This window comes from Pseudomonas chaetocerotis (assembly GCF_015712105.2).
Classification (GTDB): domain Bacteria; phylum Pseudomonadota; class Gammaproteobacteria; order Pseudomonadales; family Pseudomonadaceae; genus Aquipseudomonas; species Aquipseudomonas chaetocerotis.
Genome location: NZ_JACFYX020000006.1, coordinates 100,405 through 126,622 on the forward strand (window position 1 = coordinate 100,405; position 26,218 = coordinate 126,622).

The 26,218-nt window shown below is 61.4% G+C and carries 22 protein-coding genes and 1 tRNA gene; 15 read left to right on the forward strand and 8 right to left on the reverse strand.

The features are described from left to right. Nucleotides 1-141 precede the first annotated feature (141 nt). The 7 genes from H3221_RS12250 (at nt 142) to H3221_RS12280 (ending at nt 9,313) form a co-directional block, all read left to right on the forward strand. Nucleotides 142-3,876, forward strand: a complete 3,735-nt coding sequence (locus H3221_RS12250; RefSeq protein WP_196474701.1) for a bifunctional diguanylate cyclase/phosphodiesterase — start codon at nt 142-144, stop codon at nt 3,874-3,876. A 16-nt stretch (nt 3,877-3,892) separates the two neighbouring features. Further along, nucleotides 3,893-3,969, forward strand: a tRNA-Ile gene (locus H3221_RS12255). A 250-nt stretch (nt 3,970-4,219) separates the two neighbouring features. Further along, entirely contained in the window at nt 4,220-5,341 is a 1,122-nt protein-coding gene (locus H3221_RS12260) for a Fic family protein (protein WP_196474702.1), read from the forward strand. Nucleotides 5,342-5,503: 162 nt separating this feature from the next. Then, on the forward strand, nt 5,504-6,274 hold the full coding sequence (locus H3221_RS12265) for a nuclease-related domain-containing protein (protein ID WP_196474703.1): 771 nt from the start codon (nt 5,504-5,506) through the stop codon (nt 6,272-6,274). 132 nt (nt 6,275-6,406) lie between these two features. Then, a complete protein-coding gene (locus H3221_RS12270) occupies nt 6,407-7,534 on the forward strand; it encodes a hypothetical protein (protein WP_162976834.1) in 1,128 nt (375 codons plus the stop codon). Continuing rightward, entirely contained in the window at nt 7,531-8,637 is a 1,107-nt protein-coding gene (locus H3221_RS12275; protein ID WP_162976833.1) for a hypothetical protein, read from the forward strand. Before H3221_RS12270 ends, H3221_RS12275 begins: the two co-directional genes overlap by 4 nt. Continuing rightward, on the forward strand, nt 8,624-9,313 hold the full coding sequence (locus tag H3221_RS12280) for a hypothetical protein (RefSeq protein ID WP_162976832.1): 690 nt from the start codon (nt 8,624-8,626) through the stop codon (nt 9,311-9,313). The genes H3221_RS12275 and H3221_RS12280 overlap by 14 nt, the downstream gene beginning before the upstream one ends. A gap of 273 nt (nt 9,314-9,586) precedes the next feature. Here H3221_RS12280 and H3221_RS12285 read toward each other — a convergent pair whose 3' ends face one another. Then, nucleotides 9,587-9,826: a helix-turn-helix domain-containing protein gene (locus tag H3221_RS12285; protein WP_196474704.1), complete on the reverse strand. Its 240-nt coding sequence runs from the start codon at nt 9,824-9,826 to the stop codon at nt 9,587-9,589. A gap of 298 nt (nt 9,827-10,124) precedes the next feature. Further along, nucleotides 10,125-10,397, reverse strand: a complete 273-nt coding sequence (locus H3221_RS12290) for a helix-turn-helix domain-containing protein (protein WP_196474705.1) — start codon at nt 10,395-10,397, stop codon at nt 10,125-10,127. Nucleotides 10,398-10,492: 95 nt separating this feature from the next. On the opposite strand from H3221_RS12290, the gene H3221_RS12295 reads away from it, so the two are divergent. The 3 genes from H3221_RS12295 (at nt 10,493) to egtD (ending at nt 13,434) form a co-directional block, all read left to right on the forward strand. Next, nucleotides 10,493-11,026 carry a BRO-N domain-containing protein gene (locus H3221_RS12295; RefSeq protein WP_196474706.1) on the forward strand — a complete coding sequence of 178 codons (534 nt, stop codon included), beginning with the start codon at nt 10,493-10,495 and terminating at the stop codon, nt 11,024-11,026. Between the two features lie 159 nt (nt 11,027-11,185). Further along, entirely contained in the window at nt 11,186-12,469 is a 1,284-nt protein-coding gene (gene egtB / locus H3221_RS12300; protein ID WP_196474707.1) for an ergothioneine biosynthesis protein EgtB, read from the forward strand. Between the two features lie 2 nt (nt 12,470-12,471). Further along, nucleotides 12,472-13,434 (forward strand): L-histidine N(alpha)-methyltransferase, encoded by a 963-nt coding sequence (gene egtD, locus H3221_RS12305; RefSeq protein WP_196474708.1) that lies wholly within the window; start codon nt 12,472-12,474, stop codon nt 13,432-13,434. A 239-nt stretch (nt 13,435-13,673) separates the two neighbouring features. Here the strand turns inward: egtD and H3221_RS12310 are convergent, their stop codons facing one another. Continuing rightward, nucleotides 13,674-13,832, reverse strand: a complete 159-nt coding sequence (locus tag H3221_RS12310) for a YqaE/Pmp3 family membrane protein (protein WP_003084988.1) — start codon at nt 13,830-13,832, stop codon at nt 13,674-13,676. A 159-nt stretch (nt 13,833-13,991) separates the two neighbouring features. Here H3221_RS12310 and H3221_RS12315 point away from each other — a divergent pair, with 159 nt between their 5' ends. Further along, nucleotides 13,992-14,627, forward strand: coding sequence for a LuxR C-terminal-related transcriptional regulator (locus tag H3221_RS12315; RefSeq protein WP_196474709.1), 636 nt, complete (start codon nt 13,992-13,994; stop codon nt 14,625-14,627). A 3-nt stretch (nt 14,628-14,630) separates the two neighbouring features. Here the strand turns inward: H3221_RS12315 and H3221_RS12320 are convergent, their stop codons facing one another. Further along, the gene (locus H3221_RS12320; RefSeq protein WP_196474710.1) at nt 14,631-16,262 is read right to left on the reverse strand and encodes a hybrid sensor histidine kinase/response regulator; all 1,632 of its coding nucleotides are present in this window, start codon (nt 16,260-16,262) and stop codon (nt 14,631-14,633) included. 196 nt (nt 16,263-16,458) lie between these two features. Here H3221_RS12320 and H3221_RS12325 point away from each other — a divergent pair, with 196 nt between their 5' ends. Then, on the forward strand, nt 16,459-16,827 hold the full coding sequence (locus tag H3221_RS12325) for a hypothetical protein (RefSeq protein WP_196474711.1): 369 nt from the start codon (nt 16,459-16,461) through the stop codon (nt 16,825-16,827). 7 nt (nt 16,828-16,834) lie between these two features. Here H3221_RS12325 and H3221_RS12330 read toward each other — a convergent pair whose 3' ends face one another. The 4 genes from H3221_RS12330 to H3221_RS12345 all read right to left on the reverse strand — a co-directional run bounded on the left by H3221_RS12330 (nt 16,835) and on the right by H3221_RS12345 (nt 20,927). Continuing rightward, nucleotides 16,835-17,935, reverse strand: a complete 1,101-nt coding sequence (locus H3221_RS12330) for a GGDEF domain-containing protein (protein ID WP_196474712.1) — start codon at nt 17,933-17,935, stop codon at nt 16,835-16,837. Between the two features lie 72 nt (nt 17,936-18,007). Next, the gene (locus H3221_RS12335) at nt 18,008-19,303 is read right to left on the reverse strand and encodes a TRAP transporter large permease (RefSeq protein ID WP_196474713.1); all 1,296 of its coding nucleotides are present in this window, start codon (nt 19,301-19,303) and stop codon (nt 18,008-18,010) included. Beyond that, complete coding sequence (locus H3221_RS12340; RefSeq protein ID WP_196474714.1) at nt 19,293-19,769, reverse strand: TRAP transporter small permease; 477 nt, start codon at nt 19,767-19,769, stop codon at nt 19,293-19,295. Before H3221_RS12340 ends, H3221_RS12335 begins: the two co-directional genes overlap by 11 nt. A gap of 156 nt (nt 19,770-19,925) precedes the next feature. Further along, nucleotides 19,926-20,927: a DctP family TRAP transporter solute-binding subunit gene (locus tag H3221_RS12345; RefSeq protein ID WP_196474715.1), complete on the reverse strand. Its 1,002-nt coding sequence runs from the start codon at nt 20,925-20,927 to the stop codon at nt 19,926-19,928. Nucleotides 20,928-21,227: 300 nt separating this feature from the next. On the opposite strand from H3221_RS12345, the gene H3221_RS12350 reads away from it, so the two are divergent. The 3 genes from H3221_RS12350 to H3221_RS12360 all read left to right on the forward strand — a co-directional run bounded on the left by H3221_RS12350 (nt 21,228) and on the right by H3221_RS12360 (nt 26,188). Then, nucleotides 21,228-22,688, forward strand: a complete 1,461-nt coding sequence (locus tag H3221_RS12350) for a sigma-54 interaction domain-containing protein (protein WP_196474716.1) — start codon at nt 21,228-21,230, stop codon at nt 22,686-22,688. A gap of 491 nt (nt 22,689-23,179) precedes the next feature. Next, nucleotides 23,180-24,565, forward strand: coding sequence for a GntP family permease (locus tag H3221_RS12355; protein WP_196474717.1), 1,386 nt, complete (start codon nt 23,180-23,182; stop codon nt 24,563-24,565). Nucleotides 24,566-24,634: 69 nt separating this feature from the next. Continuing rightward, nucleotides 24,635-26,188: an acyl CoA:acetate/3-ketoacid CoA transferase gene (locus H3221_RS12360; RefSeq protein ID WP_196474718.1), complete on the forward strand. Its 1,554-nt coding sequence runs from the start codon at nt 24,635-24,637 to the stop codon at nt 26,186-26,188. The last annotated feature ends 30 nt before the right edge of the window (nt 26,189-26,218 follow it).

Genomic DNA, 26,218 nt, shown 5'->3' on the forward strand with positions numbered 1-26,218 from the left:
GCCCAGGCCGGGGGTTTTGCTTTCTGGGCAGTGCGCCCGATCACTCGCCAGCCAACGGCAGCACAGACGCTGCAATCAAACTGCCATCCCTGCTATGGCCGATCTACACTAAGACGATACCGATCGCGAAACGAGGCCGTTATGCCCCGCTTGCCGGCCATTGTGCTGTTGTGCCTGGCGTACTGGATGACCCCGGCCCTGGCCCTGACACTCAACGAGGATGAGCGTACCTGGCTGGCAGCCCACCCCGAAATACGCCTGGGTGTCGATGCATCCTGGCCACCTTTCGAGTTTCGTGACGAACAGGGCAACTATCTCGGCCTGACCGCCGCCTATGTACGGCTGATCGAAGAGCGCCTTGGCGTGAAGCTGCAACCCGTCGAGCCCAGCAACTGGAGCGTGATACTGGAGCAGGCGCGCATGGGCCAGGTCGACCTGCTCCCCGGCGTGATGTCGACACCCGAACGCCAGCAATACCTGGCCTTCACTCGCCCCTATCTGGATTTCCCCATCATCATCCTGGCCCGCACTGGCGGACCGCAGCCCAAGCAGCTCAGGGACCTGTACGGCCTGAAAGTCGCCGTCGTCAGCGACTATGCACCGCACGAACTGCTGCGCCAGCACCATCCCGATCTCAACCTGCTGCCGCTACGCAATGTCGCCGCTGCCCTGCAGGCGCTGGCGACCAACCAGGTCGACGCCATGGTCGGCGATCTTGCCTCCAGCGTCTGGAGCCTGCGCCAACTCAAGCTCGACGGCGTCTATATCAGTGGCGAGACACCCTATCGTTACCAGTTGGCCATGGCCGCACCGCGTGGCCAGAGCATACTGGTGGGCATCCTCGACAAAGTCTTCGCCGAACTCAGCGCCGAAGAAATCGCCGCCTTGCAGGAGCCCTGGGTCGGCAGCGTGCTGGACAAACGCAACGCCTGGCACGAAATCCTGCTCTACGGCCTGCCCGCCCTGCTCGGCCTGCTGGCGGTCATCGCCATCATCCTGCGCATCAACCGCCGCCTGAAACGCGAGATGCGCAACCGCGAAGCGCTGGAGCAGGAACTGCGTAACCGCGAGCAGCACTTTCGCGACATGGTCGAAAGCCTTTCGGCCATCACCTGGGAGACCGAGCCCAGCGGACTCACCTACACCTACGTCTCGCCCCACGCGGAAAAGCTGCTGGGCTACCCGCTGCACGAATGGCTGGAGCCCGGCTTCTGGCAACGCCACCTGCACCCGGACGATCACCAGCGCACCCTGCGCACCTGCCTGGAACAATGCTCGGCCGGCAACGACCACGCCCTGGAATACCGCCTGCTCGCCGCCGACGGGCGCACGGTGTGGGTGCGCGATATCGTCACCCTGCTGCAACGCGACGACCGCCAGGTGATTCGCGGCCTGATGGTCGACATCAGCGACGCCAAGCAGACCGAGCAGGCGCTGCGCCTGTCGGAACAGAAGTTCGCCTCGGTGTTCCAGCAGTGCCCGGACATCCTGATCATTGCCCGCCGCATCGACGGCGTGCTGCTGGAGGTCAACACCGCCTTCACCGAACAGACCGGCATCAGCGTCGAGCAGGCCCTTGGCAAGACCGCCACCGAACTCGATCTGTGGGGCGTGCCTGGCATCGGCCCGAGCCTGCTGCTGCGTCTGCAGGACGAAAGCCTGCGCAACCTGGAAATGCCCTTCCGCCGCGCCGATGGCAGCCTGTTCACCGGCCTCATCTCGGCCAGCCAGTTCGTGCTCGACAACACCCCGGCACTGGTCGTGGTGGTGCGCGACATCAGCCAGCTCAAGAGCACCCAGCAGCAACTGCAGATTTCCGAAGAGAAGTTCGCCAAGGCCTTCCACGCCTCGCCCGATGGCCTGCTGATCACCCGCCTGCGTGATGGTCTGCTGGTAGAGGCCAACGATGGTTTCAGCCGCATTACCGGCTACAGCCTCGACGAGATTGCCGAACAAAGCACCCTCAGCCTGGGCATCTGGGCCGACCCGAAAGATCGTGAACGCCTGGTGCAACGCATTCGCGAACAAGGTAGCGTGCGTGACCTGATCGCCCCGGTGCGCACCAAGAGCGGCCAGTTGCGCCTCTGCGAGCTCTCCGCACAGCCGCTGCCCATCGGCGGCGACGAATGCCTGCTGACCATCGCCCGCGACATCACCGAACGCCAGCAGATGCAGGAAGAACTGCAGCAAGCCGCCACCGTCTTCGAAAGCACCGCCGAAGGCGTGCTGATCACCGACCTCGAACAGCGCATCACCGCGGTCAACCGCGCCTTCACCCAGATCACCGGCTACAGCGAGGCCGAAGTCCTCGGCCAGCGCCCCAGCCTGCTCTCGTCCGGCCAGCACGACAACGCCTTCTACGCCGCCATGTGGCGCAGCCTGGCGGCCAACGGCCACTGGCAGGGGGAAATCTGGAACCGGCGCAAGAACGGCGAGCTGTACCCCGAATGGCTGACCATCAGCGCCGTGCGCAACAGCGATGACCAGATCACCCACTTCGTCGGGGTATTCGCCGACATCTCCAGCCTCAAGCATGCCCAGGCACGCCTCGATCATCAGGCCCACCACGACCCCCTGACAGGGCTGCCCAACCGCTTGCTGTTCGAGAACCGCCTGCGCAGCGTTCTGGATGGCGCACGGACTGACGACCAACTGGGCGCCGTGCTGTTTCTCGACCTCGACCGCTTCAAACAGATCAACGACAGCCTTGGCCATCCGGTCGGCGACCAGCTACTCAAGGCCATCGCCGCGCGCCTGAAGCTGCAACTACGGGATATCGACACCGTGGCCCGTCTCGGCGGCGACGAATTCATCATCCTGCTTCCCGGCCTGCATCAGCCACAGGACGCCGAACAGGTCGCGCGCAAGCTGCTCGAGTGTTTCCGGGTGCCGTTCCAGATCGATAACCATGAGTTCTTCGTCAGCGCCAGCATCGGCATCAGCCTCTACCCCAAGGACGGCCTCGACGTCGCCACCCTGGTGAAGAACGCCGACGCGGCCATGTACCAATCCAAGGCCAAGGGCCGTAACCGCAGCGAGTTCTACACCCGCTCGTTGACCTTCCAGGTCAACGAACGCATGGCCATGGAACAGGAACTGCGCCGCGCCCTGGAGCGCGACGAGCTGTGCCTGTACTACCAGCCCAAGTACTGCCTGCGCAGCCAGAGCCTGGTCGGCGCCGAAGCACTGGTACGCTGGCCACACGCGGTGTTCGGCGACATCCCGCCGGATCGCTTCATCCCGGTGGCCGAAGAAAGCGGGCTGATCCTGCCGCTGGGCGACTGGGTGCTGGAACAAGCCTGCCGCCAACTGCAGGACTGGCAGGAAAGCGGCCGCGGCTTCGGCGCCCTCTCGGTCAACCTCGCCGGCGCCCAGCTGCACCAGCCCAGCCTGCTGCCGCGCATCAGCGCATTGCTGCAGCGCTACAACCTGGCGCCGGAGCTACTGCAACTGGAGATCACCGAGAACTTCATCATGAACCAGGCCGGCGAAGCGCTGGACATCCTCCACCGCCTCAAGCAGCTCGGCGTGCAACTGGCCATCGACGACTTCGGCACCGGCTACTCCTCGCTCAGCTACCTCAAGCGCCTGCCACTGGACGTACTGAAGATCGACCAGTCCTTCGTCCGCGGCCTGCCGGATGACCCGCACGACCTGGCGATCACCCGCGCCATCATCGCCCTGGGCAACAGCATGCAACTGACGGTGATCGCCGAGGGCGTGGAAACCAAGGCCCAGGAACTCTGCCTGGCCGCCCAAGGCTGCCTGCAGATCCAGGGCTACGTGGTCAGTTGCCCGCTCTCGGCCGAGGCCTTCAGCCGGAAATTTCTCCCGCCAGGTCAAGCGGTTGGCGCTGACGAGAACGCGCCGGTATAATCCGCCGGCCTTCTGGGGGCCTATAGCTCAGTTGGTTAGAGCAGAGGACTCATAATCCTTTGGTCCACGGTTCGAGTCCGTGTGGGCCCACCACCTTCAAAGCCGCGCATTGCGCGGCTTTTGTGTTTCTGCGATGAGAAAAATTTGCTGCGGCGGCCCACCAACTTCACTCCCTCCGCCCGCAAAGCGTCCACCCGCCCCAAGAGCTATAACAATCTCCGGGGATGCCAAATCTGTAGCCGCGCGACATGGAGATGATTAGACAGTGAGCCGAATAGCCGGCATTATCGGCTCACTGAATGAGCCGAATAGGCTCGCTAATCGGCTCATAGATGACCCTCTTATGAATGACCCGCTCTGGATCTGGCAGCAGACCGACTGGCCGCACTTCAGCTGGCAAGCCGAAGCGCTCGCCCCGCTGTTGCGAGCCTGCAGCCAGACTCAGGGGCGTTTGTTGGGAATGCTCGGTGCAGTGGGCAGTGACACCGAAGTGCAGAGCAGCCTGGATGCCATGCTGCAGAACATCGTCACCTCATCAGCCATCGAGGGTGAGCAACTGAATGTCGGCTCGGTGCGCTCATCACTGGCGCGGCGCCTGGGACTGAGCGAAGAAGGCCGCATCACGTCCCGCTCCGAAGGCCTGGCGGAACTGCTGCTCGATGCCACCCACGCACATCAAGAGCCGTTAGACGAGCAGCGACTCTTCACCTGGCACCGTTGGCTATTCCCCAGCGATGACCAACTTCTGGCCAGACCTCTGCACATCGGCGCACTGCGCGGCGAAGAGCCGATGCAGGTGGTTTCGGGTCGCATCGACCGCCCAAATGTACATTTCGAAGCCCCGCCTCGCGCCGGGCTGGAAGCGCAACTGACGGACTTTCTCGCCTGGTTCGAAAGCAGCCGCCGCGATGCCAGCCTCGATCCCTTTCTGCGCGCCGGCATCGCCCACTTCTGGTTCGTGACTCTGCACCCCTTCGATGACGGCAACGGCCGCCTCACTCGCGCTATCACCGACCTGGCATTGGCTCAGGGCGAACAACAGGCCATCCGCTTCTACGCCATGTCCGCGAGCATCCTCGACGACCGCGCCGGTTATTACCGCATCCTCGAAGCCAGTCAGAAAAGTGGGCTGGATATCACCGGGTGGCTGCAGTGGTTTCTCGCAACCTTACTCAACAGCCTGGAGCAGGCCCTTGCTCGTATCGACCGCGTGCTGGTCAAGGCGCGCTTCTGGCAGGCACACCGCAGCCAAGCCTTGTCTGCCGAGCAGATCAAAGTGCTTAACCGCCTGCTCGATGGCGGCGAGCGCGGTTTCGAGGATGGCATCAGCGCGGCGCAATACCAGGCAGTAGCCAAGGTCTCCAAAGCCACCGCGACCCGCCATCTGAGCGACCTGCTGAAAAAGGGCTGCATCCAGCGACTGCCCGGCGGTGGACGAAGCACCCGTTACCAGATAGCACGCTGAGCTGAGTCCTTCGGCCCCTGGTGCGTCATCGCGCCATAGGACAATGGTCGCGATCCCCTTGAGCACTCGAAAGCAATTGGCCATTATCGGCTCAGTGCCAGGCAACTGGATTTCGGCACACCTGCTCGCCTCTCCATCAAGCAGCTCGGCTCAAGGAAGAAAATGGATTACAGCCCGATAGTCGCCCAGGTCTGGGGCATGCTGACCTGGTTTATCCCAGCGGCTCTGCTGATCGGCCTGCTCAAGTCGCCTTGGGCTAAGGGTCATATTGGCGAACTCCTGGTGCGCCTGTTCGCCCATTGGCAATTGGACAAGCAGATCTACCGCCGCCTGCACAACGTCACCCTGAACACGCCTGACGGCACCACGCAGATCGACCACGTATTCGTCTCGCCCTACGGCATCTTCGTACTGGAAACGAAGAACATGAGCGGCTGGATATTCGGCAGCGAGAAGCAGGCGCAGTGGACGCAGAAGCTCTACAAACGCACCTTCAAGTTCCAGAACCCGTTGCGCCAAAACTACAAACACCTCAAAGCCCTGGAAGCCACCCTTGGCGTCAGCCCCGAGCACCTGCACTCGGTCATCACCTTTGTCGGCGGCAGCACCTTCAAAACCGAAGTACCGGCCAACGTCACTCAGGGCATCGGTTTTATCCGCTATATCCAGTCATTCCAGCAGGCGGTATTCAGCGAGGCTGAAGTCGACGCCATGCTGCACGCCCTGCAAACCGGCCGCCGCGCGCCAACCCTCGCCACTCACCGCGAGCATGTGCAAAACCTCAAGCGCCGAAGTGATCCGACAGCCGAACGGCAATGCCCGAAATGCGGCAATGCGCTGCTGATTCGTACAGTGAAAACTGGCCCGAAGGCTGGGCAGCAGTTTTGGGGGTGTTCGGGTTTTCCCAAGTGCCGGACGATACAGAGTCTTTGAAGACTGGGACAGAACAGGAAGTCTTGGCCAACCTCTTATTACGTACTAACGTGCTATAACAACCCAACTATATAGCTGCTTGCTACAACCTTAATAACAGCAGGCCGCACAACGCGACACAAGGAGGTTTTGATGGCTGGCGGAGAGGTATCGGCAATTGCCGAAATGGCAAACGTCGTTTCATCTGAAATATTTAACTGGTTTAAGTGGAATAGATTTCCACTTATGGACCAGAATTTTAAATGCCTTAAAGTTGATAAACACGCACCTCCCAAGAAACAAAAGGACCAGACCTCTGACACCGCGCCACCCCCTATGGCAGTATCAGAGCAAGAGCGCCTTCACAAACACCCTGTAGACATAGTATTCAGCTACATTGATCCATACACTGCACAACGGGTCATGCTAAACACAGACCTAAAAAGCTATAAAAGCGGTTCTATATCCAAAACAATGATTAGATCCGCCCTGAAATCCCTTGCAGTAACGATTGATTGTGCCCGCTCAAGTCCAGAGTGGAAAGTAAAGTACAATCACGTTGAAGATAGTGATATTCGCGGTTTACTCTTTGTATACAACCATGACGGAGAGTACGATAAAAATTTCTATGATGTATTTAAAACCGAGAAAGTAGATGGCTCAGACAAAGGCCAGGGCAAAGTAGATCTAAGCAACTTCCCAGTGTGCAAAGGACAGCAGATACATATCATTGAACCAAGAACAATAAACTACCTATTAACCATAAAAAACGACTGCGCGATCCTTCATACGGAAGGTACGTTCCCAGAGAGCGACTATTTCTTCCACTATCCAGAACTCACTCTACATAAAACAAAACTCCCAAAAGAAGCTCGCCCCGCAACAATTGAGCTTCTTTCTGCACCATACATGATAATTGAGCACAACGCGGTAAAAAAGTGGAATGAGAAGACGGAGAGGCTAGAAGAACGGTTCGGCGCCGGCTTTATTGTCTATTACAACAGAAGCGGCAGCACAGCAAAAGAGTTTGTATATTTGCTAGACACACTCTCTAACTTACAAATTTTAGACCGAGATTGCTCACTGCGATTAAGAGTTGCATGCGATACACCATCAGCAGAGCTAAGAAGCAATTTCGACGCTGCCAAAACTTCCTATGCTGGAGATTGGGGCTTTGACGAGTATAAGAAACAAAAGCTTGAGAGAATAGATCTAAAAGTTATAGAAATAGTCAAGAAGAAGTTTTCTGAAACTGAAATCGGCTGGAGGGATGAACGATGAAGATGGGACATCTCTACAGCGTCAGTGACAAAGCTCTTTTCGACGCACTCAACAACTCCAAGCTGACCAACCAAGAGATAATAGATATCTTTTTTTCTAGAGGAATCCTAATCTCTAAAGAAACGAAGCGAAAAGACCTAGCCCTATATTTCTCAAGACTTACACACGGGTTTCACGACTTTGAATTTTTATCAGAAATACTAGGCACATACTCCAGAAAAGAGAAATCAACGTCCTGCGAAATACCAAGCACAGTAAAAAAGGAAGATGTAATCCAAGCTGCACACGAACTTTGCCAGAAGATCAATCAAGAAGGTAACACAGCAGACACCAACATCCTACCCAATGGCGACATAGAATTAGTAGTAAAGTATAAAAAACTAAACCTAGACAAAAGCGAATTACGCCAGACAGTCAACAAAGAAGCAACGCTTATTATTGAACCCAGCAAAACAGGCTTTACACTAAGAACACCTCTCAACGAGGATGCAAATATTTGGAAAGAAGACCTTCTTCAAAAGATACAAGAAGAAACAGATACAGAAGTTGAGTTCACCGAAATATCACTTGAGCACATCAGCGACCACAAACTCAGAACAGAGTTTTTCACCGAACTTATAAAAAAGATAGGGAATTACGAACTACTTGATGTTACAGATGCTTATGTTTACCACCCTAAGGAAAGCACCTCGGTGGACTCGGATTTTGACAGAGACGATGATGACGAAGAAGTAGACTTCGGAATCCACATATCAAAAGCCTCACTCAAAGGAGAGGGTGTATTACAGTCAGAAGAGCTTCATAGTCTGTATGCGAAAGGATTCTACATTTGGAGAGTTATTTGGCGCTGCAAAGAGCCAGCGGTCGGCAGCGACCAAATAGAGCTCGAGGCGCAATTTGCCGAGCCTGAATCTTGCACAGAATTCTCATACATTGCCAAAGGATTCTATAAATATAAAAACCAAGGAACTTATAGCAAGAACAGGACAACCCTTAGCTACTCTGCTGAAAAGGACTTACTCCAAAAGCTTGAAAATAAAGCCCGTGAAACAATCAGGGAGATTTCACAAAAGGCAGCGGAGGAAGGAAATGAAGAAGATTAAGATCCTCAAGGCATTTCTTCCGGGCGGCCTAGAGGAAACGTACGCTATTATAACAAACACCCCATTTAAAATCGGAGCGCAAAGTGGTTTTGAACCGATAAAATTCTCAAAAACTCATGCACGCGCAAAATTTATAGAAGAAACTCTCTCAAGAGAAGTCATCACTGACCCCTTCGGAAACACCGAAGAAATCATATCCAAAAGATACGTAATAAATGAGTTCACAATACTTAGTCTTCGCAACGACCACCTACTGATACTAGAAAACCCCTCACGCTCTGTTAGAGAATTAATAAAGAAATTATCAGAGGTATTAGGAACTAGCTTCTACGCCTCAGCGATACAGATCGACATACCTGCACTGAGCGAATTTCTATCAAAAAGCCATGGGGCAGCCAACCTAAAGAATACTAGAGTTTTACTTTCCGGAGTAAGCTTGGACGAGGAAAGCTCTGCTGTCGTAGAAATAACTAGTCTAAAGAACGCAATACATGATGCAAAGCATCACTTCAAAGGTAAAGCCTTTAAAATAGAAAGAGCACGATTTACTGCGTCAAGTGGCACAAGGAAGTCCACAATTGAGGTTCGTTCGACCGGACTGATATCCGTGCATGGCCCGGAGGAAAAAGGCCTGATTGAGCTAATAAACATGTTCATAGCCGAGGGGCTATCCTAGGGCGTACTCCAGCAACCAAGGACTTGAGCCTCGGGACCGGCTAGTAGACTTGCTAAAAACCCATTCGATGGGTACATACACTTGGCTGTTTCGAGGTACAAAAAAGTACACTGGCGGTACAGTGCCCAGCTTTTACAGGTTTCGCAAACTTTCGCTCAAGCCCAGTAACGACGCTGCCTTCAGCTTATTTTACTTGCGCTGAGCTGCTCACGGTTTTACTGGGATTGTGGCGTTTCTAGGTCACTCATAATCCTTTGGTCCACAGCCAAAACCTCACAGCGGACTGACCTGCCCGCATTCAGGTGCCGTGTCGCCTGTCATCAGCCAGAGGGTGTACTTCTTGAACCTCGGATGATTGGTAACTTTGAGAAGGACGGTAGCGCTGATATCCGACCGCAGGGAAAGCTCTTGCTTCTTGTAGGTGCTCAGACTGATCTGCAGTTGCTCACAAAAGTCACCTTGCGTGAGACCTTCGTGCATCCGTAGTGCCTTCAATTTTGCCGGCAGATCCATCGCACCCTCTATTGACAAGGGTCCCATTCGGGACCTATATTGATCCCGAATGGGACCCTTTTGCATGACCACTTAAGAGTCTACCAAATACCCCCTTATTTCAGACTCGCTACGCGTGCGTATTCCCCTGCCCGCTCGTTCGAAACCACCCTTCATTGCCGGGTGACCATCAGGAGGCCTTATGGAAGATGCCTTGATTCCCATCGTGCTGATGCGCCATCGCCGCCGGATGAATTGGGGCGTGATGCATTGTCCTGCGTGGCGGCTCGTCGCACTGGGTGCACCGCCACCCGGCCCCTTAGCTCGTTCCTGTGTCCCCACCGCTTTGGCCGGCCAACTCCTCTTCGAAGCGCTGCACAAAGCTGCTCAAGCTGATGCCCAGCACCTGACAGATATCCCGGAGCTGGATCAGATCCAGCCGGCGCAGCCCGCGTTCTACGTCGCTGGCAAACGACTGCGGGCGGTCGAGTGCTTTGGCGAAGTTGCCCTGGGTCAGCCCAGCCTCGACCCGACACTGTTTGAGCAATTTCAAGAAAACCAGGTTTTCGTCTCGATAAACCGACTTTTCCACAGGAGGCATCCGTCCGTTGACAGGACTGTCACGGTATATCTAACCTCCAGATATCTGATTTTCAGATTAACACGACCAAGCAGCCGGGAGGCCTTATGGAAGATGCCTTGAGCCCCATCGTGCTGATGCGGCACAACCGCCCGCTGCGCGGTGTGCTGATCGACCGCCAGCCGTGGGTCTGTGCCCGTGACTTTGCGCGCTTGCTGGGCCATCGCCACCCGGAGCGCATCTGTCGGTTGATGGATGCCGACCAGGTGCAGACGGTGCACTTCCAGCTGGCCAGCGGGCAGTTGGAGACGGTAGAGGTGCTCAGTGAGTCGGGCCTTTACAGGGCGTTGTGGCGCTTCTCGCACCCGGAGAACCGTCATCTGCGTCGCTGGCTCAGCCATGTGGCCTTGCCGGCGCTGCGCGACAGTGCGGCGCGGGCCGATCATGAGCCATCGCGCTGTCTGATGGCCTGGGACAACCAGCAGGTCAATCTGCTGGAGTGGCAGGGCGAGCTGTGGATCGCCCTGGGCGAGTTGCCGCGCTTCCATCGGCAGGCGCGCCCAGCACCGCGCGAGCCTCAATCGTGGTTGGCGCGCTGGTGGCGTGGGCGTTTCCGAGCCGGAGCACCGGGCAAGTGGTGACAGCGCAGCGCCTGATCGCCGCCATCAGAATGGACGCATGGTGCGATGCCTTTCGGGCGCCTGCCATGTAAACGACACACTTTTCCTTGAACCTTTGCCCTTGTTGACCAGTCGCTTTAGAACCGTCGCGCTTCGCGGCGCCAGCAAAGGATGCGTGTTATGCGAGACCGCACCAGCAGGATCGCCGTTTCACCGCCGCACCTCGAACAGCTATGGCAGCGTTATCAGCGGGTGCGCGCTGCCAGCGAACGGCTTTGCGAGCCGCTGGAGGCCGAGGACTATGTGATCCAGAGCATGCCGGACGTCAGCCCGCCGAAGTGGCATCTGGCGCATGTCACCTGGTTCTTCGAGGCGTTCGTGCTGCAGCCCTTTCTGCCGGGCTATCGCCCGCTGGATGCGCGCTACGACCATCTCTTCAACTCCTACTACAAGACCCACGGCACGCCCTTCGAGCGGGCGCGGCGCGGGTTGTTGTCGCGGCCGACGGTGAGCGAGGTGTACGCCTATCGCAGCCATGTCGACCTGGCCATGGAGCGGTTGCTCAACCGGATGGGCAGCGACCTTGCCGATGAGGTGTTGCAGCGGGTCGAGCTGGGGCTGGAGCACGAGCAGCAGCATCAGGAGCTGCTGTTGATGGATATCAAGCACATCCTGGCGCAGAACCCGTTGCGCCCGGTCTATCGCCACGACCTCAAGCCGGGCGGCGCGGCGGCAAGCGAAATGCGATGGATCGAATTTCCCGCCGGGCTGCGGCATGTCGGCCATGCCGGCGATGGCTTTGCCTTCGACTGCGAGCGACCGCAACACCGGGTGTTCGTCGAGGCCTTTCAGCTGGCCAGTCGGCCCGTGAGTAACGGCGAGTATCTGCAGTTCATCCGCGATGGCGGTTATCGCAGCACGGCGCTGTGGCTGGCGGACGGTTGGGACCATATCCAGCGCGCCGGCTGGCAGGCGCCGCTGTACTGGCTGCGCGAGGGCGACGACTGGCTGGAGCTGACCCTGGGCGGCCCGCGTGAGCTGGATCTGGATGCGCCGGTCTGTCACCTGAGTTACTTCGAAGCCGAGGCTTTCGCCACCTGGGCACAGGCGCGTTTGCCACGCGAAGAGGAATGGGAAGTGGCCGCGCAGGACGAACCGCTGTGGGGCAATTTCGTCGAGAACGATCACCTGCAACCGGTGGCCGCGAGTGCCGGTGACGGCCTGCAGCAACTCTACGGCGATGTCTGGGAATGGACCGCCAGCGCCTACCGTCCCTATCCGGGCTTTCGTCCGCTGGGCGGCAGCCTGGGTGAGTACAACGGCAAGTTCATGTCCGGGCAGATGGTGCTGCGCGGCGGCAGTTGCGCCACGCCTGAAGACCACGTGCGCCCCACCTATCGCAATTTCTTCTACCCCACGATGCGCTGGCAGTTCTCCGGCCTGCGCCTGGCCAGGGAGCTCTGAGCATGGCATTGGCAATCCGTACCCACGAACGATCCATCAGCCCGGAACAGGAAGAATTGCGCGAGGAAGCACTGCGCGGCTTCGCGGCCAGCCCGAAGGCGATGTCGCCGAAGTTCTTCTACGATCATCGCGGCTCGCAGCTGTTCGAGCTGATCTGCCTGCAGCCGGAGTATTACCCGACGCGCACCGAAGAAACCATCCTGCGCCTGGCGGCGCACGATATCGCCGAGCTGGCCGGGCGTAACGCCAGCCTGGTCGAGCTGGGCAGCGGCGCCAGTCGCAAGATCCGCCTGCTGCTCGAAGCCCTGCGCCCGGCGCGTTACCTGGGCATCGATATCTCCCGCGAGTTTCTGCATAACAGCACCCGTCGCCTGGCCACCGACTATCGCTGGCTCGACGTGCATGCGCTGTGCGCCGACTTCAGCCAACCGCTGAAGCTGCCCGCCGAGGCGCTGGGGCAACGGCCACTGGCGTTCTTCCCCGGCTCCAGCATCGGCAATTTCGACCCGGATGCGGCCCGCGCCTTTCTGCGCAACCTGCATCAGGCACTGCCGGCAGGCAGTGGCTTGCTGATCGGCGTGGACCTGGTGAAAGACCGCGAGGTGCTGGAGCGCGCCTACAACGATGCGGCCGGGGTCACTGCGCTGTTCAACCTCAATCTGCTCGAGCGCATCCGCAATGAGCTGCACAGCGACATCGACCCGCGCCGCTTTCAGCACCGGGCCTTCTACAACGAAGCCGAGTCACGCATCGAGATGCATCTGGTCAGCCGGCAGGCGCAGCGGGTGCGCATCGAGGATCGCGTGTTCGACTTCGCCGCTGGCGAAACCCTGCACACGGAGAACTCCTACAAGTACACGCCGAGCGGCTTTCGTGATCTGGCGGGCGCGTGCGGCTTCGCCTCGGTCGCCATGTGGCGCGATCCGGCGCAGCTGTTCAGCGTGCATTTCTTGCGGCGGGAATGAAGGACGGCGAAAAACCCATCGTAGCGTAGGGTGGGTTAGCGGCGCCGAATGCCGAGTATTCCAGACGCTGATGAAGGTGGTGCGCCGCGTAACCCACCAGACGATGGACCGCATTGCGCCGATGGTGGGTTACGCCGCAGCCGACACTGCGAGTCGATCGGCAATGTCACAGGCAGCTAACCCACCCTACGAGAGCAACGCTCGGCGCCGCTTGCCCAAACACATCAGCCTATAGGGCCTCAGCGCTTGGCGATGATGTACACCGCGTGCACGATGCCGGGGATGTAGCCGAGCAGGGTGAGCAGGATGTTCAGCCAGAACGCGCCACCGAAACCGACCTGGAGAAACACGCCCAGCGGCGGCAGCAGGATGGCGATGAGGATACGGATAAGGTCCATGCGGTACTCCTTTACATTCCATAAGGGGTACCTGAACAGACTGCGGCTGGCGCCTTGCAGTTCACTCTGGGCGACCAAGCCAGCGGCAATACTGGGAACCAGGCGCTGGCGCCGCCAGGGATATGACCTTAGTCTGGCGCCAGGATGGAAGCGCCCAGCATGTCTGAACAGTCACCACACGAACGCATCATCGTCGCCGACGATCATCCGGTTTTCCGCGATGGCCTGTGTCGTATCGCCCAGCGCGTCTTCCCCCAGGCATGCATTCTCGAAGCCGGAGACATGGATGAAGTGCTGAGCCTGGGGCAAGCCGGCACGGCGCCGAGCCTGTTCATGCTCGACCTGCTGTTCCCCGGCCAGTCGCCGCAGGCCATCAGCGCGCTGCGCCAGACGTTTGCGCGCAGCTCGATCGTGATCGTGTCGATGGTCGACAACCGCGAGTTGATCGATGAAGTGATGGCGGCAGGTGCGGACGGTTTCATCGGCAAGGCGACGCCGCCGGATGAAATCGCCGATGCGTTGCTGGCCGTGCGCGCCGGGGAGTTCGTCCTGACCCTGGGCCCTGCCGGCGTGCCAGCCTTCGCCGAGGACCGCCATCTGCTGGAGCAACTGACGCCACGTCAGCAGGAGGTCTTGCGGCTGGTGGTGCGCGGCCTGTCGAACAAGGAAATCGCCCGCGAGCTGGCGATCTCGCCCTTTACCGTACGCATCCATGTTTCCTCGCTGCTGCGCACGCTGGACGTCAGCACCCGCGCCGCAGCCGCCGCCAAGGGAGCCAAGGCCGGGCTGGTGTGAGCATCACGCAGCCTTGAGCTGGAGTTTCAACGCCACCAACAGCGAGCGCAGCTCGGCGGGCTGCACCGGTTTCGACAGGATCGGGATATCGCTGTCGCCCACCTGCTCCTGCACACGACGCACGTCGTGCCCGGTCATGATGATCGCCGGCACCTTGCGCCCACTGCTGCGCCGCACGTGCTGGATGCAGTCGGCCCCCGACGCTTCGGTGCCGAGGTCGAAGTCCGTCACCACCAGATCGAAATGCGCAGAGGCATCGGGCAGCGTGCTGAAGGTGGCGACTTCGCAGCCCCACTTCTTCAGCAAGGTGGCGGTGGCCAGCAGTACGTTCTGGTCGTCCTCGATCAGGCACACGCGCAAGCCATCGAGCATGCGCGGCGCCTGCAGGCTGCTGCCGTTGGCTGCGGACATCGCGCGCGGCGCCTCGACGCGCTGCAGGCCGTCGATCACCGCCCGCGTGCCGCGTGCCTCCACGGAGTGAATGCTCACGCGCATGTCCATCAACGCTCCCAGACGCCTGACGATGGCCAGGCCGAGGCCCATTCCCTCGACATCGCTGTCTCGCTCCTGACGCACGCGGTAGAACTCCTCGAAGATGTTGTCGAGATGGCCGGCGGCGATGCCGCGCCCTTTGTCGTAGACCTCGATGGCAACGCCTGCCCCCCGGCGACGACAGGCGATCAGCACTGGTTTTCCTGGCGCATATTTCAGGGCATTGGACAGCAGGTTCTGCAGCATGGTGGTGAGCAACACCGGGTCGGCGCGCACATGCAGCGACGGGCAGCGCAGGCGCATCTCGACTCTGGCCCAGCGCGCCGCCTCGGCATTGTGCTGGATGAGTTGCTGCAGCAGGCCACGCAGCTCCAGCGACTCCAACTGCGGTACCACCTTGCCGCTGTCGAGCGAGTACATATCGAGAATCGTGCGAAACAGACGTGCAACGCTGTGCAGAGATTTGTCGATGTTCTCCACCAGGTGCCGCTGCTCGGTGCCCAGGCTGCTGTCGCGCAGGCAGGCGGTGAACAGGCTGATGGAATGAATGGGTTGTCTCAAGTCGTGGCTGGCCTGGGCGAGAAACTGCGACTTGGCCCGATTGGCAGCTTGCTCGGCCTCGGCCGCCTGGCGCGAGCGCCTGAGCAGCACGTGCATGTAGGCCGGCGCCATCACGGTGGTGAGCAGCAGCGTGACGATCAGGTAGGGCTGCGATTGCCAGTACGCCGACAGGCTGGCGGCCACACTCAGCGACAGCAGCGCCAGCAGGGTGGCCAGCAGCAGGTAGCCGGAACCGTAGCGCAAGCCATAACCGATGGTGACCCAGATCAGGATCGCGTAGACCGGCAGCATGGCCGCGCCACCACATGCCAGGACCACCGTGATGCCGGCATAGTCGGTGAGCATGGTGATCAGACGGCGCCCGCGATAGCTGCCCGGACGACGTCGGATATCGAACCAGATCAGTGTGGCAGCGACGCTGAAGACACCCTCCAGGAGAAAGACCTTCCATACCAGCGCCGGATCGATCAGCGCGAGATGGTAGAGGATCACGATGTAGCACGCCGCGACCGACATGAAGATCATCCGCACCCCGGCCTGGGCGCGTTCGGTGTCGTAAGCGGCGGAGACATTCCGGTACATGACATTTCCCTGCTGATGACAGCGCATGTGGTCGTATCGGCACCTTAGGCCGGAGCCTGCAGCCGGCGCAAGGAGCTGCTTGGCAGGCACAACGACACTAGTACACCCGTACTATTTCACGTGCTCCCACCCGTTCCTAGAATCCGGGCAACGCCTCGGCACAGGGTCGGGGCCCGGTCATGGAAGGGAATGTCTGATGAACACCAAAGGAACCCTGAGCGTCCTGATGAGCGCCGCCGTGCTGGCCTCGCTGAGCGGATGCCTGGCGCAGAACACGCAAACCCAGGGGCTGCAGAACACCCAGTTGGCCAACGATCCATGCGCGCCGAGCGCGACCAGCAACCTGATCGCCACCGGACGCAGCCTGCTGGAGATGGCCAATACCGTGCTGGAGACGCAGCAGAGCTTCAACGGCAACACCGCGACCTATGCCAAGCGTATGGAGGTTGCGGAGAACGCGCAGAAGCTCAACCAGGGCCACAACGTGCTGAATAACGTCGAGAACCTGGCGGGTGCCGGCCAGCAGCCCTGCGTGCCCGCCGCACCTGCCAGCGCAGCACGCTAGCCGGCCCTCAAAGGCGCACGTCGAATTTGTCCAGTAGCAGCTCGGTCGGCAGGTCGGCGCTGACCAGCTGGTTGCGTCCGCGCTGCTTGCCGCTGTACAGGCGACGATCAGCGGCGCGGTAGAGCTCGGCGGCGCTGCGACCGTCCATGGGCCAGGTGGCCAGGCCGAAGGTGGCGGACAGCGCGATCTGCTCACCGTCGTACTCAAGCGGCTGTTCGGCGATCTGTTTGCGCAGCTTTTCCACCAGCGGGTCGGCGCCAGTGCTGTCGGTATGACGTAGCAGCAGGCCGAACTCCTCCCCGCCCAGGCGACCGAGAAAGTCGGTCACGCGCAGGCGCTGCTGGAGGATCTGACAGATGTGCTGCAGCGCCATATCGCCCGCCTCGTGCCCCCACTGATCGTTGACCTGCTTGAAATGGTCGACGTCGAGCAGCACCAGTACCAGATGCCCGTTGCTGCGTTCGGCCTCCTGAATGCTGCGTTGCAGGGCGTGCTGAAAGCTGCCGCGGCTGGCCACGCCGGTCAGTGAATCGGTCTGCGCCAGGCGCTGCAACTCCTCGTAGGCCTGCATGCGCAAGCCATCGTAGATATGCACGAACACCAGAATCAGCACGCCGCACAAGGCGGCGTTGCCAAGATCGATCAGGCCGTGTGTGTCCAGGGTCAGGTGGTTGTCGGCGAAGTACAGCAAAAGCCCGGCGAACATGAAGGGGGCGGTGAGCAGGAAAGCGCGCTGCTTGCCCAGCAGCAGGTAAGCCAGCAGCGGGATCATGTACAGCCAGACGAACGCCGCCGCTGAGGCGTCCGGCATGACGATGATGTAGAGGATGAAGCAGAAGGTCGGGATCAGGTACAGGTAGATCCACAGGTACAGATGACGGGCACGCTCGATGCGCCAGGCGCCGAACAGCAACAGTGCAGTGCACAGCACTTCGAGGATGGCGAAGGGATAGTTGCCGGCCAGCGCCTGCAGCACGGCAAAGCCGCCCAGGGTCAGGCCGGTGGCGAGCAGGATGGTGCGCATCAGCTTGCGCTTGCCCGACTCGCGCAGCCCTTCGCAGTGCCCTGCGCCTACATCCTTGTGATCGTTATAGTTGCCGTCACTCATCTTGGTGCCCAGCGCTGCCGCCCTCAGCGGTGCGCAGCCCCCCGCTGCGCACCATCAGGCAACTATAGACGTTTACACCGCATAACCCAGCATGCGCGGCAGCCACAGGGCGATTTCCGGGAAGATAGCGACCAGCAGCAGGGCGCTGGACATCACCACGACGAACAGCGCGGCCCAACCGACGGTCTGTTCCAGGCGTATCTTGGCGACCTCCGCCGTGACCATCAGGTTGATCGCCACCGGCGGGGTGAACTGGCCGATGGCGATGTTCATCGCCAGCAGGATGCCGAACCACACCGGATTCCAGCCGAAGTGCTGCATCACCGGGATGAGGATCGGCATCAGGATCAGGTAGATGGAGATGGCATCGAGCAGCATGCCGGCCAGCAGCACAGCAAGCATCACCAGCGCCAGCAGCACCCAGCCGTTATCCGACAGCGAGATCAGCCATTCGGCCAGATGACGGAAGGTGCCGAGCAGGGTGCCGGCCCAGGCGAAGATGCCGGCCAGGGCGATGATCAGCATGACCACGCCGGAGATCACCCCTGCTTCGCCACACAGGCGCCAGAGGCTGCGCCAGTCCAGCTCACGAGTGACGAACAGGCCGATCAGCACGCCGTAGGTCACGCCGACCACGGCCGCCTCAGTGGGCGTGAACAGTCCGCTGCGCAGGCCGCCGAGGATCAGCACCGGGGCGAACAGCGCCGGCAGCGCCTGCTTGAAGCTCTCGCCCAGCGGCGGACGCTCGCCCTGCTCCGGGGACTCCCAGCCGTAACGGCGCGACAGCAGCCAGGCCGGCAGCAACAGCACCAGGCCGGCCAGTATGCCGGGGAACAGGCCGGCGGCGAACAGCGCGCGCAGGTCCACCCCCGGTACCACGATGGAGTAAAGGATCAGCGCAATCGACGGCGGAATCAGGATCGCCGTTGAGGCCGAAGCGGCGATCAGCGTGGCGGAGAAGGGTCTGGGATACCCCGCCTTGGTCATGCTCGGCAGCATCACCATGGCCACCGCGGCGGCATCGGCCGGACCGGAGCCGCTCATGCCGCCCATGATCAGGCACACCAGCACCGCGACCATGGCCAGGCCGCCGTGACGCGGGCCGATCAACGCCTGGGCGAAGCGCACCAACCTCAGGGCCACGCCGGCCTTCTCGAACACCAGGCCGGTGAGGATGAACAGCGGAATGGCGATCAGCGGGTACTTGGCCACGCCGTTGTAGGTGTTGGTGCCGAGGGTGGCGAGCATGTCCGGCGACAGGCCGGCGATGATGCCAATGGCCCCGGACAGGCCGAGGGCGAACGCCACCGGTACACCGAGTGCCAGCAGCACGGCGAAACTGAGGATCAGCCAGAGATCAGGGCTCATCGCTGATCCTCCCGCGCAGACGGTCGAGGGTCATCTGGGTCAGGCGTACCAACACCAGCAGTGCCAGGATCGGCAGCCAGATCACGTACCACCAGTTGGGCAGGCCGAGGCCGGGCGACTCGGAATCCCACTGGAATTCCTCCCAGGCGAACTGGCCACCGAACCAGCACACCAGCCCCAGCACCAACATGCCGGCCAGCCACTGCAACAGGATCAGCGGCGTGCGCAGGCGCGGGAACATGCGCTCGAGCAGGCCGATACGAATGTGCCGGTTGCTGCGCATGGCCACCGAGGCGCCGGCGAAAGTAAGGATGACCAACAGGAACACCGAGATTTCCTCGGTGAAGGCGAAGGATGCATCGGTGAAATAACGCACCACGACATTGGCCAGGCTGATCAGACTGATGATCACCAGGGCCAGGGTGGCGAGCACGCGCTCCAGCGGCGCGTCGACTTGCTTGCTCATAAAAACCTCGAATGACCGGAGCAATGCGCTCATGCGGTGGCGCCCCCTGCCCTCTCCCCCGGCCCCTCTCCCGCAAGCGGGAGAGGGGAGCAGAGCTGGCTGATGGGCAACCACCACTACGCCCCGTAGTGTGGGCTTCCGGTCAGATAAAACGAATCAGGGCTGGGCCACGGCCTTGCGCGCGGCGTCCATCAGCGCATCGCCGATACGCGGTGCCCATTTCTCATGCACGCTGGACGTGGCTTCGACGAAGGCCGCGCGCTCGGCGTCGCTCAGTTCGATCACTTCCACACCGCGCTCGCGCACGTCGACCAGGCGCTGCGCCTGGGCGCCGCGCGACAGCTCGATCTCCCACTTACCGGCGTCGATGGCGGCCTGGCTGAGCAGCTCGCGATCCTCCTCGGGCAGGGATTTCCATACGCGCTGGTTGACGGCGAACACCAGCGGGTCGGCCATGTAGTCCCACAGGGTCAGGTACTTCTGGCCCACCTGGTCGACACGCGCCACGTCGAATACCGACAGCGGGTTTTCCTGGCCATCCACCGCGCCGGTGGTCAGCGCCGGCTTGGCATCGGCCCAGCTCATCTGCGTCGGGTTGGCGCCGAGGGCGGTGAAGGTGTCCTGGAACAGCGGCGAGCCGACCACGCGAATCTTCAGGCCCGCCATGTCAGCCGGGCTGCGCACCGGCTTGGCCGAGTTGGACAGCTGGCGGAAGCCGTTCTCACCCCAGGCCAGCGGCACGATGCCGCGTTGCTCGATGGCGGCGAAAGCCAGCTTGCCGGCTTCACCCTGGGTGATGGCGTCGAGGTCGGCATCGTTCTTCATCAAAAACGGCAGTGAGAACAGGTTGAGTTCCGGCACCTGCGGCGACCAGTTGATGGTCGAGCCCACAGCCATGTCGATCAGGCCGGAGCGCATGGCGGAGAATTCCTTGGTCTGGTCGCCGGCCACCAGTTGCGCATTGGGGTACACGCGCAGGGTGATGCGCCCCTCGGAGCGCTCGTTGACCAGATCGGCCCACTTCTGCGCGGCCTGGCCCCAGGGGAAGGCGTCGGAAAGTACAGTGGAAACGGAGTATTCACGCGCCTGCGCGGTGGCGCACAGGGCGGTCAGCGCAGCGCCGGCGGCGAGCGCGCAGAAGAGTCGCTTGAGTTTCATCGGGGCGTCCTTGTATGGATCTTGGTCATTGTCGTTGTGGCACCGGCAAAGCGGTACGGATCCAGCGGCGGGCGGATGGCTCGCCTGGCGCACCTGGTCGGCACGCAAATAGGGACACGGCAGGTGTCACGGCTGCCGGGCAGGCCTTGTGGGCGATCGGCAGGTGCCGGCGGGTTACGCGCGGCCGCCCAACTATTCCAGAAGCGCGCGGCGAATGCCATTGTCCGATGACTGTTGACGTTGCCCGGCCTGATCGGCACTGCCCATAATCACCGGCATCTCACTTCCGGACACTCGCCCATGGCCATTTCCCGCGACGACCTCGACCAGCACGGCCTGATCATCGGCGTGTCGCCCGAGCGCTTTCGCGCGGTGGCCATGCCGCTGCTGTTCGATCACCTCGATGCGCAGTGCGAAGGCACCATCGCGGTCAATCGCCAGGCACGCATCGTCTGGATCAACGACAAGTACGCGCAGAAGGTCGGCATCGCCGATGCGCGCACGGCGCTGGGCAAGGAGATCGAGGAAGTACTGCCGGCCAGCCGCCTGCGCGAGGTGGTGGAAAGCGGTCAGCCGAGCATGCTCGACCTGATGGCCTTCGGCAGCGAGCACTTCGTGGTTACCCGTATTCCGCTGCGCGACGAGGACGGCACCCTGGTCGGCGCGCTCGGCTTCGTATTGTTCGACCGCGCCCGTCATCTCAAGCCGCTGATGGCCAAGTACGCCAACCTGCAAACGCAGTTGCTCGCCACCCAGCATGAGCTGGCCAAGGCGCGACGGGCACGCTACACCATCGCCGGTTTCATCGGCGCCAGCAGCGCGGCCAGCGAGGTAAAGCGCCAGGCCCGCCGCGCCGCGCAACTGGACGCGACGGTGCTGATCCGCGGCGAAACCGGTACCGGCAAGGAGCTCCTGGCGCAGGGCATCCATAACCTGTCGCCGCGCGCCAACGGCCCCTTCGTCGCCGTCAACGTCGCGGCGATTCCGGAAACCCTGGTCGAGGCCGAGCTGTTCGGCACGGCGCCCGGCGCCTTTACCGGCGCCGACCGCAAGGCGCGCATCGGCAAGTTCGAAGTGGCCAACGGCGGCACGCTGTTTCTCGACGAGATCGGCGATCTTCCGCTGCCCCTGCAGGCCAAGCTGTTGCGCGTGCTGCAGGAACAGGAGGTGGAGCCGCTCGGCTCCAATCAGGTCAAGCCGCTGAACGTGCGGGTAATCGCCGCCACCCATATCGACCTGGAAGCCAAGGTGACCGCCGGGCAGTTTCGCGACGACCTCTACTATCGCCTCAACGTGCTGGCACTGCGCATACCGCCTTTGCGCGAACGCGCGAGCGACATTCCCGCGCTGATCGAGCACCTGCTCGATGACCTGGCCAACCGTTCCGGCCTGGCGCCCATGGAGCTGACGAACGATGCCCTCGCCCTGCTCTGCGCGCAGCCCTGGAAGGGCAACGTGCGTGAGCTGCGCAACCTGCTGGAGCGGGCGCAGTTGGCGGTCGATGGACGATTGGATGGTGAAGCCTTGCGTGGTTTGCTGGTCGATCCGGTAACGCCGAGTGCACCGACGCCCGCCGCGCCAGTGATGATGAGCATGGCGCAGACGCTGGCCAAACAGCTGGCGCAAGCCGAGCGCCAGGCGCTATTGGCGGCCTTGGCAGCAACGGATGGCAATCGCCAATTGGCAGCCGAACGCCTGGGGATTTCCCGTGCCGGTTTCTACGCCAAGCTGGCACAGCACGGGCTGGGGCGGCGGAGCTGAGCGCCTCACCCTGTAGGAGTCGGCTTGCCGGCGATGCGCCACCCGCAACGCGTCCCCATAACAATCGCGGCTAAAGCCGCTCCTACAGACACCGTTGCCGGCCGCAGTTGAGTAGCCCGGACGTAGGGTGGATCACGCTTCACCGATCCACCACTGGCCACACCGCCGAGCGCAACGGTGGAAATGAACAGCGATTTCCACCCTACGAAACACCCTAAGAATCCAGAAACTTGGACAATCGCAACTCTGCAACTCCAGAAATATGGACTAAATCCAGAAATATGGACACCTACCCGCCTCTCTCCAGGCTTTCCGCGCAGGGCATGACAGCCTGAATCCCGCTGCACATAAGCCTTTCAGCGCCATCGACCAAAGTCTCACCCCACCCTGGCACGACTCTGGCTCTGTATCCGGCAAAGGCGCGCTGCCGCATCCGCGCCTTCCGATAAAACGGCCTCGAGCCGCTAGAACAACAACAAAAGGAACCACCCATGGGTACCCTCGGTATTCTGATTTCCCTCGCATTGTTGATGTACCTCGCCTATCGCGGCATCAACGTCCTGATCCTCGCCCCGCTGCTGGCCCTGCTGGCGTTGCTGTTCGCCGGCGACATCGCCCTGCTGCTGCCCACCTACACCCAGGTGTTCATGAAGGCCATGGGCGGCTATGTGATCCAATTCTTCCCGCTGTTCCTGCTCGGTGCCTTGTTCGGCAAGTTGATGGACGACTCGGGATCAGCGCGCGCCATCGCCCACGGCATCGTCGCCAAGGTCGGCAGCGAGCGCGCCATCCTGGCCATCGTGCTGGCGTGCGGGATTCTCACCTACGGCGGCGTTTCGCTGTTCGTGGTGGCTTTCGCCGTGTACCCGATCGGCGCCGCCCTGTTCCGCGAGGCGGGCATTCCCAAGCGCCTGATCCCCGGCGCCATAGCCCTCGGCTCGTTCACCTTCACCATGACCGCGCTGCCCGGCACCCCGGCGATCCAGAACGCCATTCCCAACCCCTTCTTCGGCACCGACGCCTTCGCCGCACCGGGCCTGGGGGTGATCGCCGGCCTGATCATGTTCGGCCTCGGCACCTGGTGGCTCACCGCGCAGTCGCGCAAGCTGATGGCCGCCGGCGAAGGCTACGGCGACCACCGCGACGATCCGGTCGTCGAAGAACGTCGCGACATTCCCGGTTTCTGGCTGGCGCTGCTGCCGATCTTCGTGGTCATCGGCCTCAACTTCCTGATGGCCAAGCAGATTCTGCCGAGCATCGATACCAGCTACCTGGCCAAGCCGGAATTCGGCGGCCTGCAGGATGCCAAGTCGCTGATCGGCATCTGGTCGATCATCGTCGCCCTCAGCGCCGCCATCGTGTTGCTGATCGCCATGCACTGGAAGCGCTGGATGGACCTGAAGAAGAGCGTCAACGACGGCGCCTTCGGCTCCATGCTGCCGATCCTCAACACCGCCGCCGAGGTGGGCTACGGTACGGTGATCGCCTCGCTGGCCGGCTTCGTGATCATCCGTGATCTGGTCCTGGGTGTCTCCAGCAACCCGCTGATCTCCGAAGCCGTGGCGGTGAACATCCTCGCCGGCATCACCGGTTCGGCCTCCGGCGGTATGTCCATCGCGCTGAAGACCCTCGGCGCGCAGTACCTGGAACTGGCCAACGCCGCCGGCATCAGCCCCGAGCTGCTGCACCGCGTCGCCGCGATGGCCTCGGGCTGCATGGACACCCTGCCGCACAACGGCGCGGTGATCTCGCTGCTGGCGATCTGCAAGCTCACCCACCGCGAGTCGTACAAGTTCATCTTCATCAACACCGTGGCCTTCCCGATGGTGGCACTGGCGGTGGTCATCACCCTGGGCACCCTGTTTGGAAGCTTCTGACGAGCATGGCGCCCCCGGGCGCCACGCTTTCTGTATGCCGTGCTGTTCAATCGCTTTCGAGTACCCGCAATGAGCAAGATCATGACCGCCGCCGAAGCCGTGGCGCGCATCCCGGACAACGCCAACCTGGCCACCGGCGGCTTCGTCGGCATCGGTTTCGCCGAGCAGATCGCCATCGCCCTGGAGCAGCGCTTCGTGACTGAGCAGGCGCCGCAGGGCCTGACTCTGGTGTATGCCGCCGGCCAGGGCGACGGCAAGGGCCGTGGCCTCAACCACCTGGCCCATGAAGGCCTGGTGCGCCGGGTGATCGGTGGGCACTGGGGCCTGGTGCCAGGGCTGCAGAAGCTGGCGGTGGACAACCGCATCGAGGCCTACAACCTGCCGCAGGGGGTGATCTCCCAGCTGTTTCGCGACATCGCCGCTGGCAAGCCGGGCCAACTGTCACGCGTTGGCCTGGGCACCTACGTCGATCCGCGCCATGGCGGCGGCAAACTCAATGCGCGCACCACTGCCGATCTTGTGCGGCTGATGCCCATCGACGGCGAGGATTATCTGTTTTACCCAACCTTCCCGATCAACGTGGGCATCGTCCGCGCCACCAGCAGTGATACCGACGGCAACCTCAGTTTCGAGCGCGAGGCGCTGACCATCGAGAGCCTGGCCATCGCCATGGCTGCGCGCAACAGCGGCGGCCTGGTCATCGCCCAGGTCGAGCGGGTGGTCGAGCGCGGCTCGCTCAACCCGCGCCAGGTGAAGATTCCCGGCATCCTGGTGGATTGCGTGGTGCTGGCCGAGCCGGCCAATCACCAGCAGACCTTCGCTACCGCCTACAACCCCGCCTTCGCCGCCGAGACCCGCGTACCGGTGGACAGCCTGACCCCGATGCCGCTGGACGTGCGCAAGCTGATCGCCCGCCGCGCCGCACTGGAGCTGAAAAGCGGTGCGGTGGTCAACCTCGGCATCGGCATGCCCGAGGGTGTCGCTGCAGTGGCTGCCGAAGAAGGTGTGATCGAGCACCTGACCCTGACCGCCGAGCCCGGCGTGATCGGCGGCGTGCCGGCCTCCGGCCTGGACTTCGGCGCGGCGAGCAACCACAGCGCCTTGCTCGATCAGCCTTATCAGTTCGACTTCTATGATGGCGGCGGCCTGGATATCGCCTTTCTCGGCCTGGCCCAGGCCGATGCGGCGGGCAACCTCAACGTGTCCAGGTTCGGCTCACGCCTGGCCGGTGCAGGCGGGTTCATCAACATCAGCCAGAACGCCAAGCAGGTCGTGTTCGTCGGTACGTTCAGTGCTGGCAAACAGGACATCCGCATCGAAAATGGCCAGTTGCGTATCGTCCAGGACGGCGAGCTGCGCAAGTTCGTCACCGAGGTTGAACACCGTACCTTCGCCGGCCGCCTGGCCGCCGAACGCGGCCAACCGGTGCTCTACGTCACCGAACGTTGTGTGCTGCGCCTGAGCCTCGAAGGGCTGGAACTGATCGAAGTGGCGCCGGGTGTGGATATCCAACGCGACATCCTCGCTCGCATGGATTTCGCCCCCATCGTGCGTGAACCGAAGCTGATGGATACACGGCTGTTCCGGCCCGAGCCCATCGGTCTTGCGCAATGCCTGGACTAGCGCCAGAGCACTCTTTGAGCGTGAACTCAC

Coding starts and splice junctions, on each gene's coding strand:
- H3221_RS12250 (WP_196474701.1), top strand. CDS start 142: ATGCCCCGCTTGCCGGCCATTGTGCTGTTGTGCCTGGCGTACTGGATG.
- H3221_RS12260 (WP_196474702.1), top strand. CDS start 4,220: ATGAATGACCCGCTCTGGATCTGGCAGCAGACCGACTGGCCGCACTTC.
- H3221_RS12265 (WP_196474703.1), top strand. CDS start 5,504: ATGGATTACAGCCCGATAGTCGCCCAGGTCTGGGGCATGCTGACCTGG.
- H3221_RS12270 (WP_162976834.1), top strand. CDS start 6,407: ATGGCTGGCGGAGAGGTATCGGCAATTGCCGAAATGGCAAACGTCGTT.
- H3221_RS12275 (WP_162976833.1), top strand. CDS start 7,531: ATGAAGATGGGACATCTCTACAGCGTCAGTGACAAAGCTCTTTTCGAC.
- H3221_RS12280 (WP_162976832.1), top strand. CDS start 8,624: ATGAAGAAGATTAAGATCCTCAAGGCATTTCTTCCGGGCGGCCTAGAG.
- H3221_RS12285 (WP_196474704.1), bottom strand. CDS start 9,826: ATGGATCTGCCGGCAAAATTGAAGGCACTACGGATGCACGAAGGTCTC.
- H3221_RS12295 (WP_196474706.1), top strand. CDS start 10,493: ATGGAAGATGCCTTGAGCCCCATCGTGCTGATGCGGCACAACCGCCCG.
- egtB (WP_196474707.1), top strand. CDS start 11,186: ATGCGAGACCGCACCAGCAGGATCGCCGTTTCACCGCCGCACCTCGAA.
- egtD (WP_196474708.1), top strand. CDS start 12,472: ATGGCATTGGCAATCCGTACCCACGAACGATCCATCAGCCCGGAACAG.
- H3221_RS12310 (WP_003084988.1), bottom strand. CDS start 13,832: ATGGACCTTATCCGTATCCTCATCGCCATCCTGCTGCCGCCGCTGGGC.
- H3221_RS12315 (WP_196474709.1), top strand. CDS start 13,992: ATGTCTGAACAGTCACCACACGAACGCATCATCGTCGCCGACGATCAT.
- H3221_RS12320 (WP_196474710.1), bottom strand. CDS start 16,262: ATGTACCGGAATGTCTCCGCCGCTTACGACACCGAACGCGCCCAGGCC.
- H3221_RS12325 (WP_196474711.1), top strand. CDS start 16,459: ATGAACACCAAAGGAACCCTGAGCGTCCTGATGAGCGCCGCCGTGCTG.
- H3221_RS12330 (WP_196474712.1), bottom strand. CDS start 17,935: ATGAGTGACGGCAACTATAACGATCACAAGGATGTAGGCGCAGGGCAC.
- H3221_RS12335 (WP_196474713.1), bottom strand. CDS start 19,303: ATGAGCCCTGATCTCTGGCTGATCCTCAGTTTCGCCGTGCTGCTGGCA.
- H3221_RS12340 (WP_196474714.1), bottom strand. CDS start 19,769: ATGAGCAAGCAAGTCGACGCGCCGCTGGAGCGCGTGCTCGCCACCCTG.
- H3221_RS12345 (WP_196474715.1), bottom strand. CDS start 20,927: ATGAAACTCAAGCGACTCTTCTGCGCGCTCGCCGCCGGCGCTGCGCTG.
- H3221_RS12350 (WP_196474716.1), top strand. CDS start 21,228: ATGGCCATTTCCCGCGACGACCTCGACCAGCACGGCCTGATCATCGGC.
- H3221_RS12355 (WP_196474717.1), top strand. CDS start 23,180: ATGGGTACCCTCGGTATTCTGATTTCCCTCGCATTGTTGATGTACCTC.
- H3221_RS12360 (WP_196474718.1), top strand. CDS start 24,635: ATGAGCAAGATCATGACCGCCGCCGAAGCCGTGGCGCGCATCCCGGAC.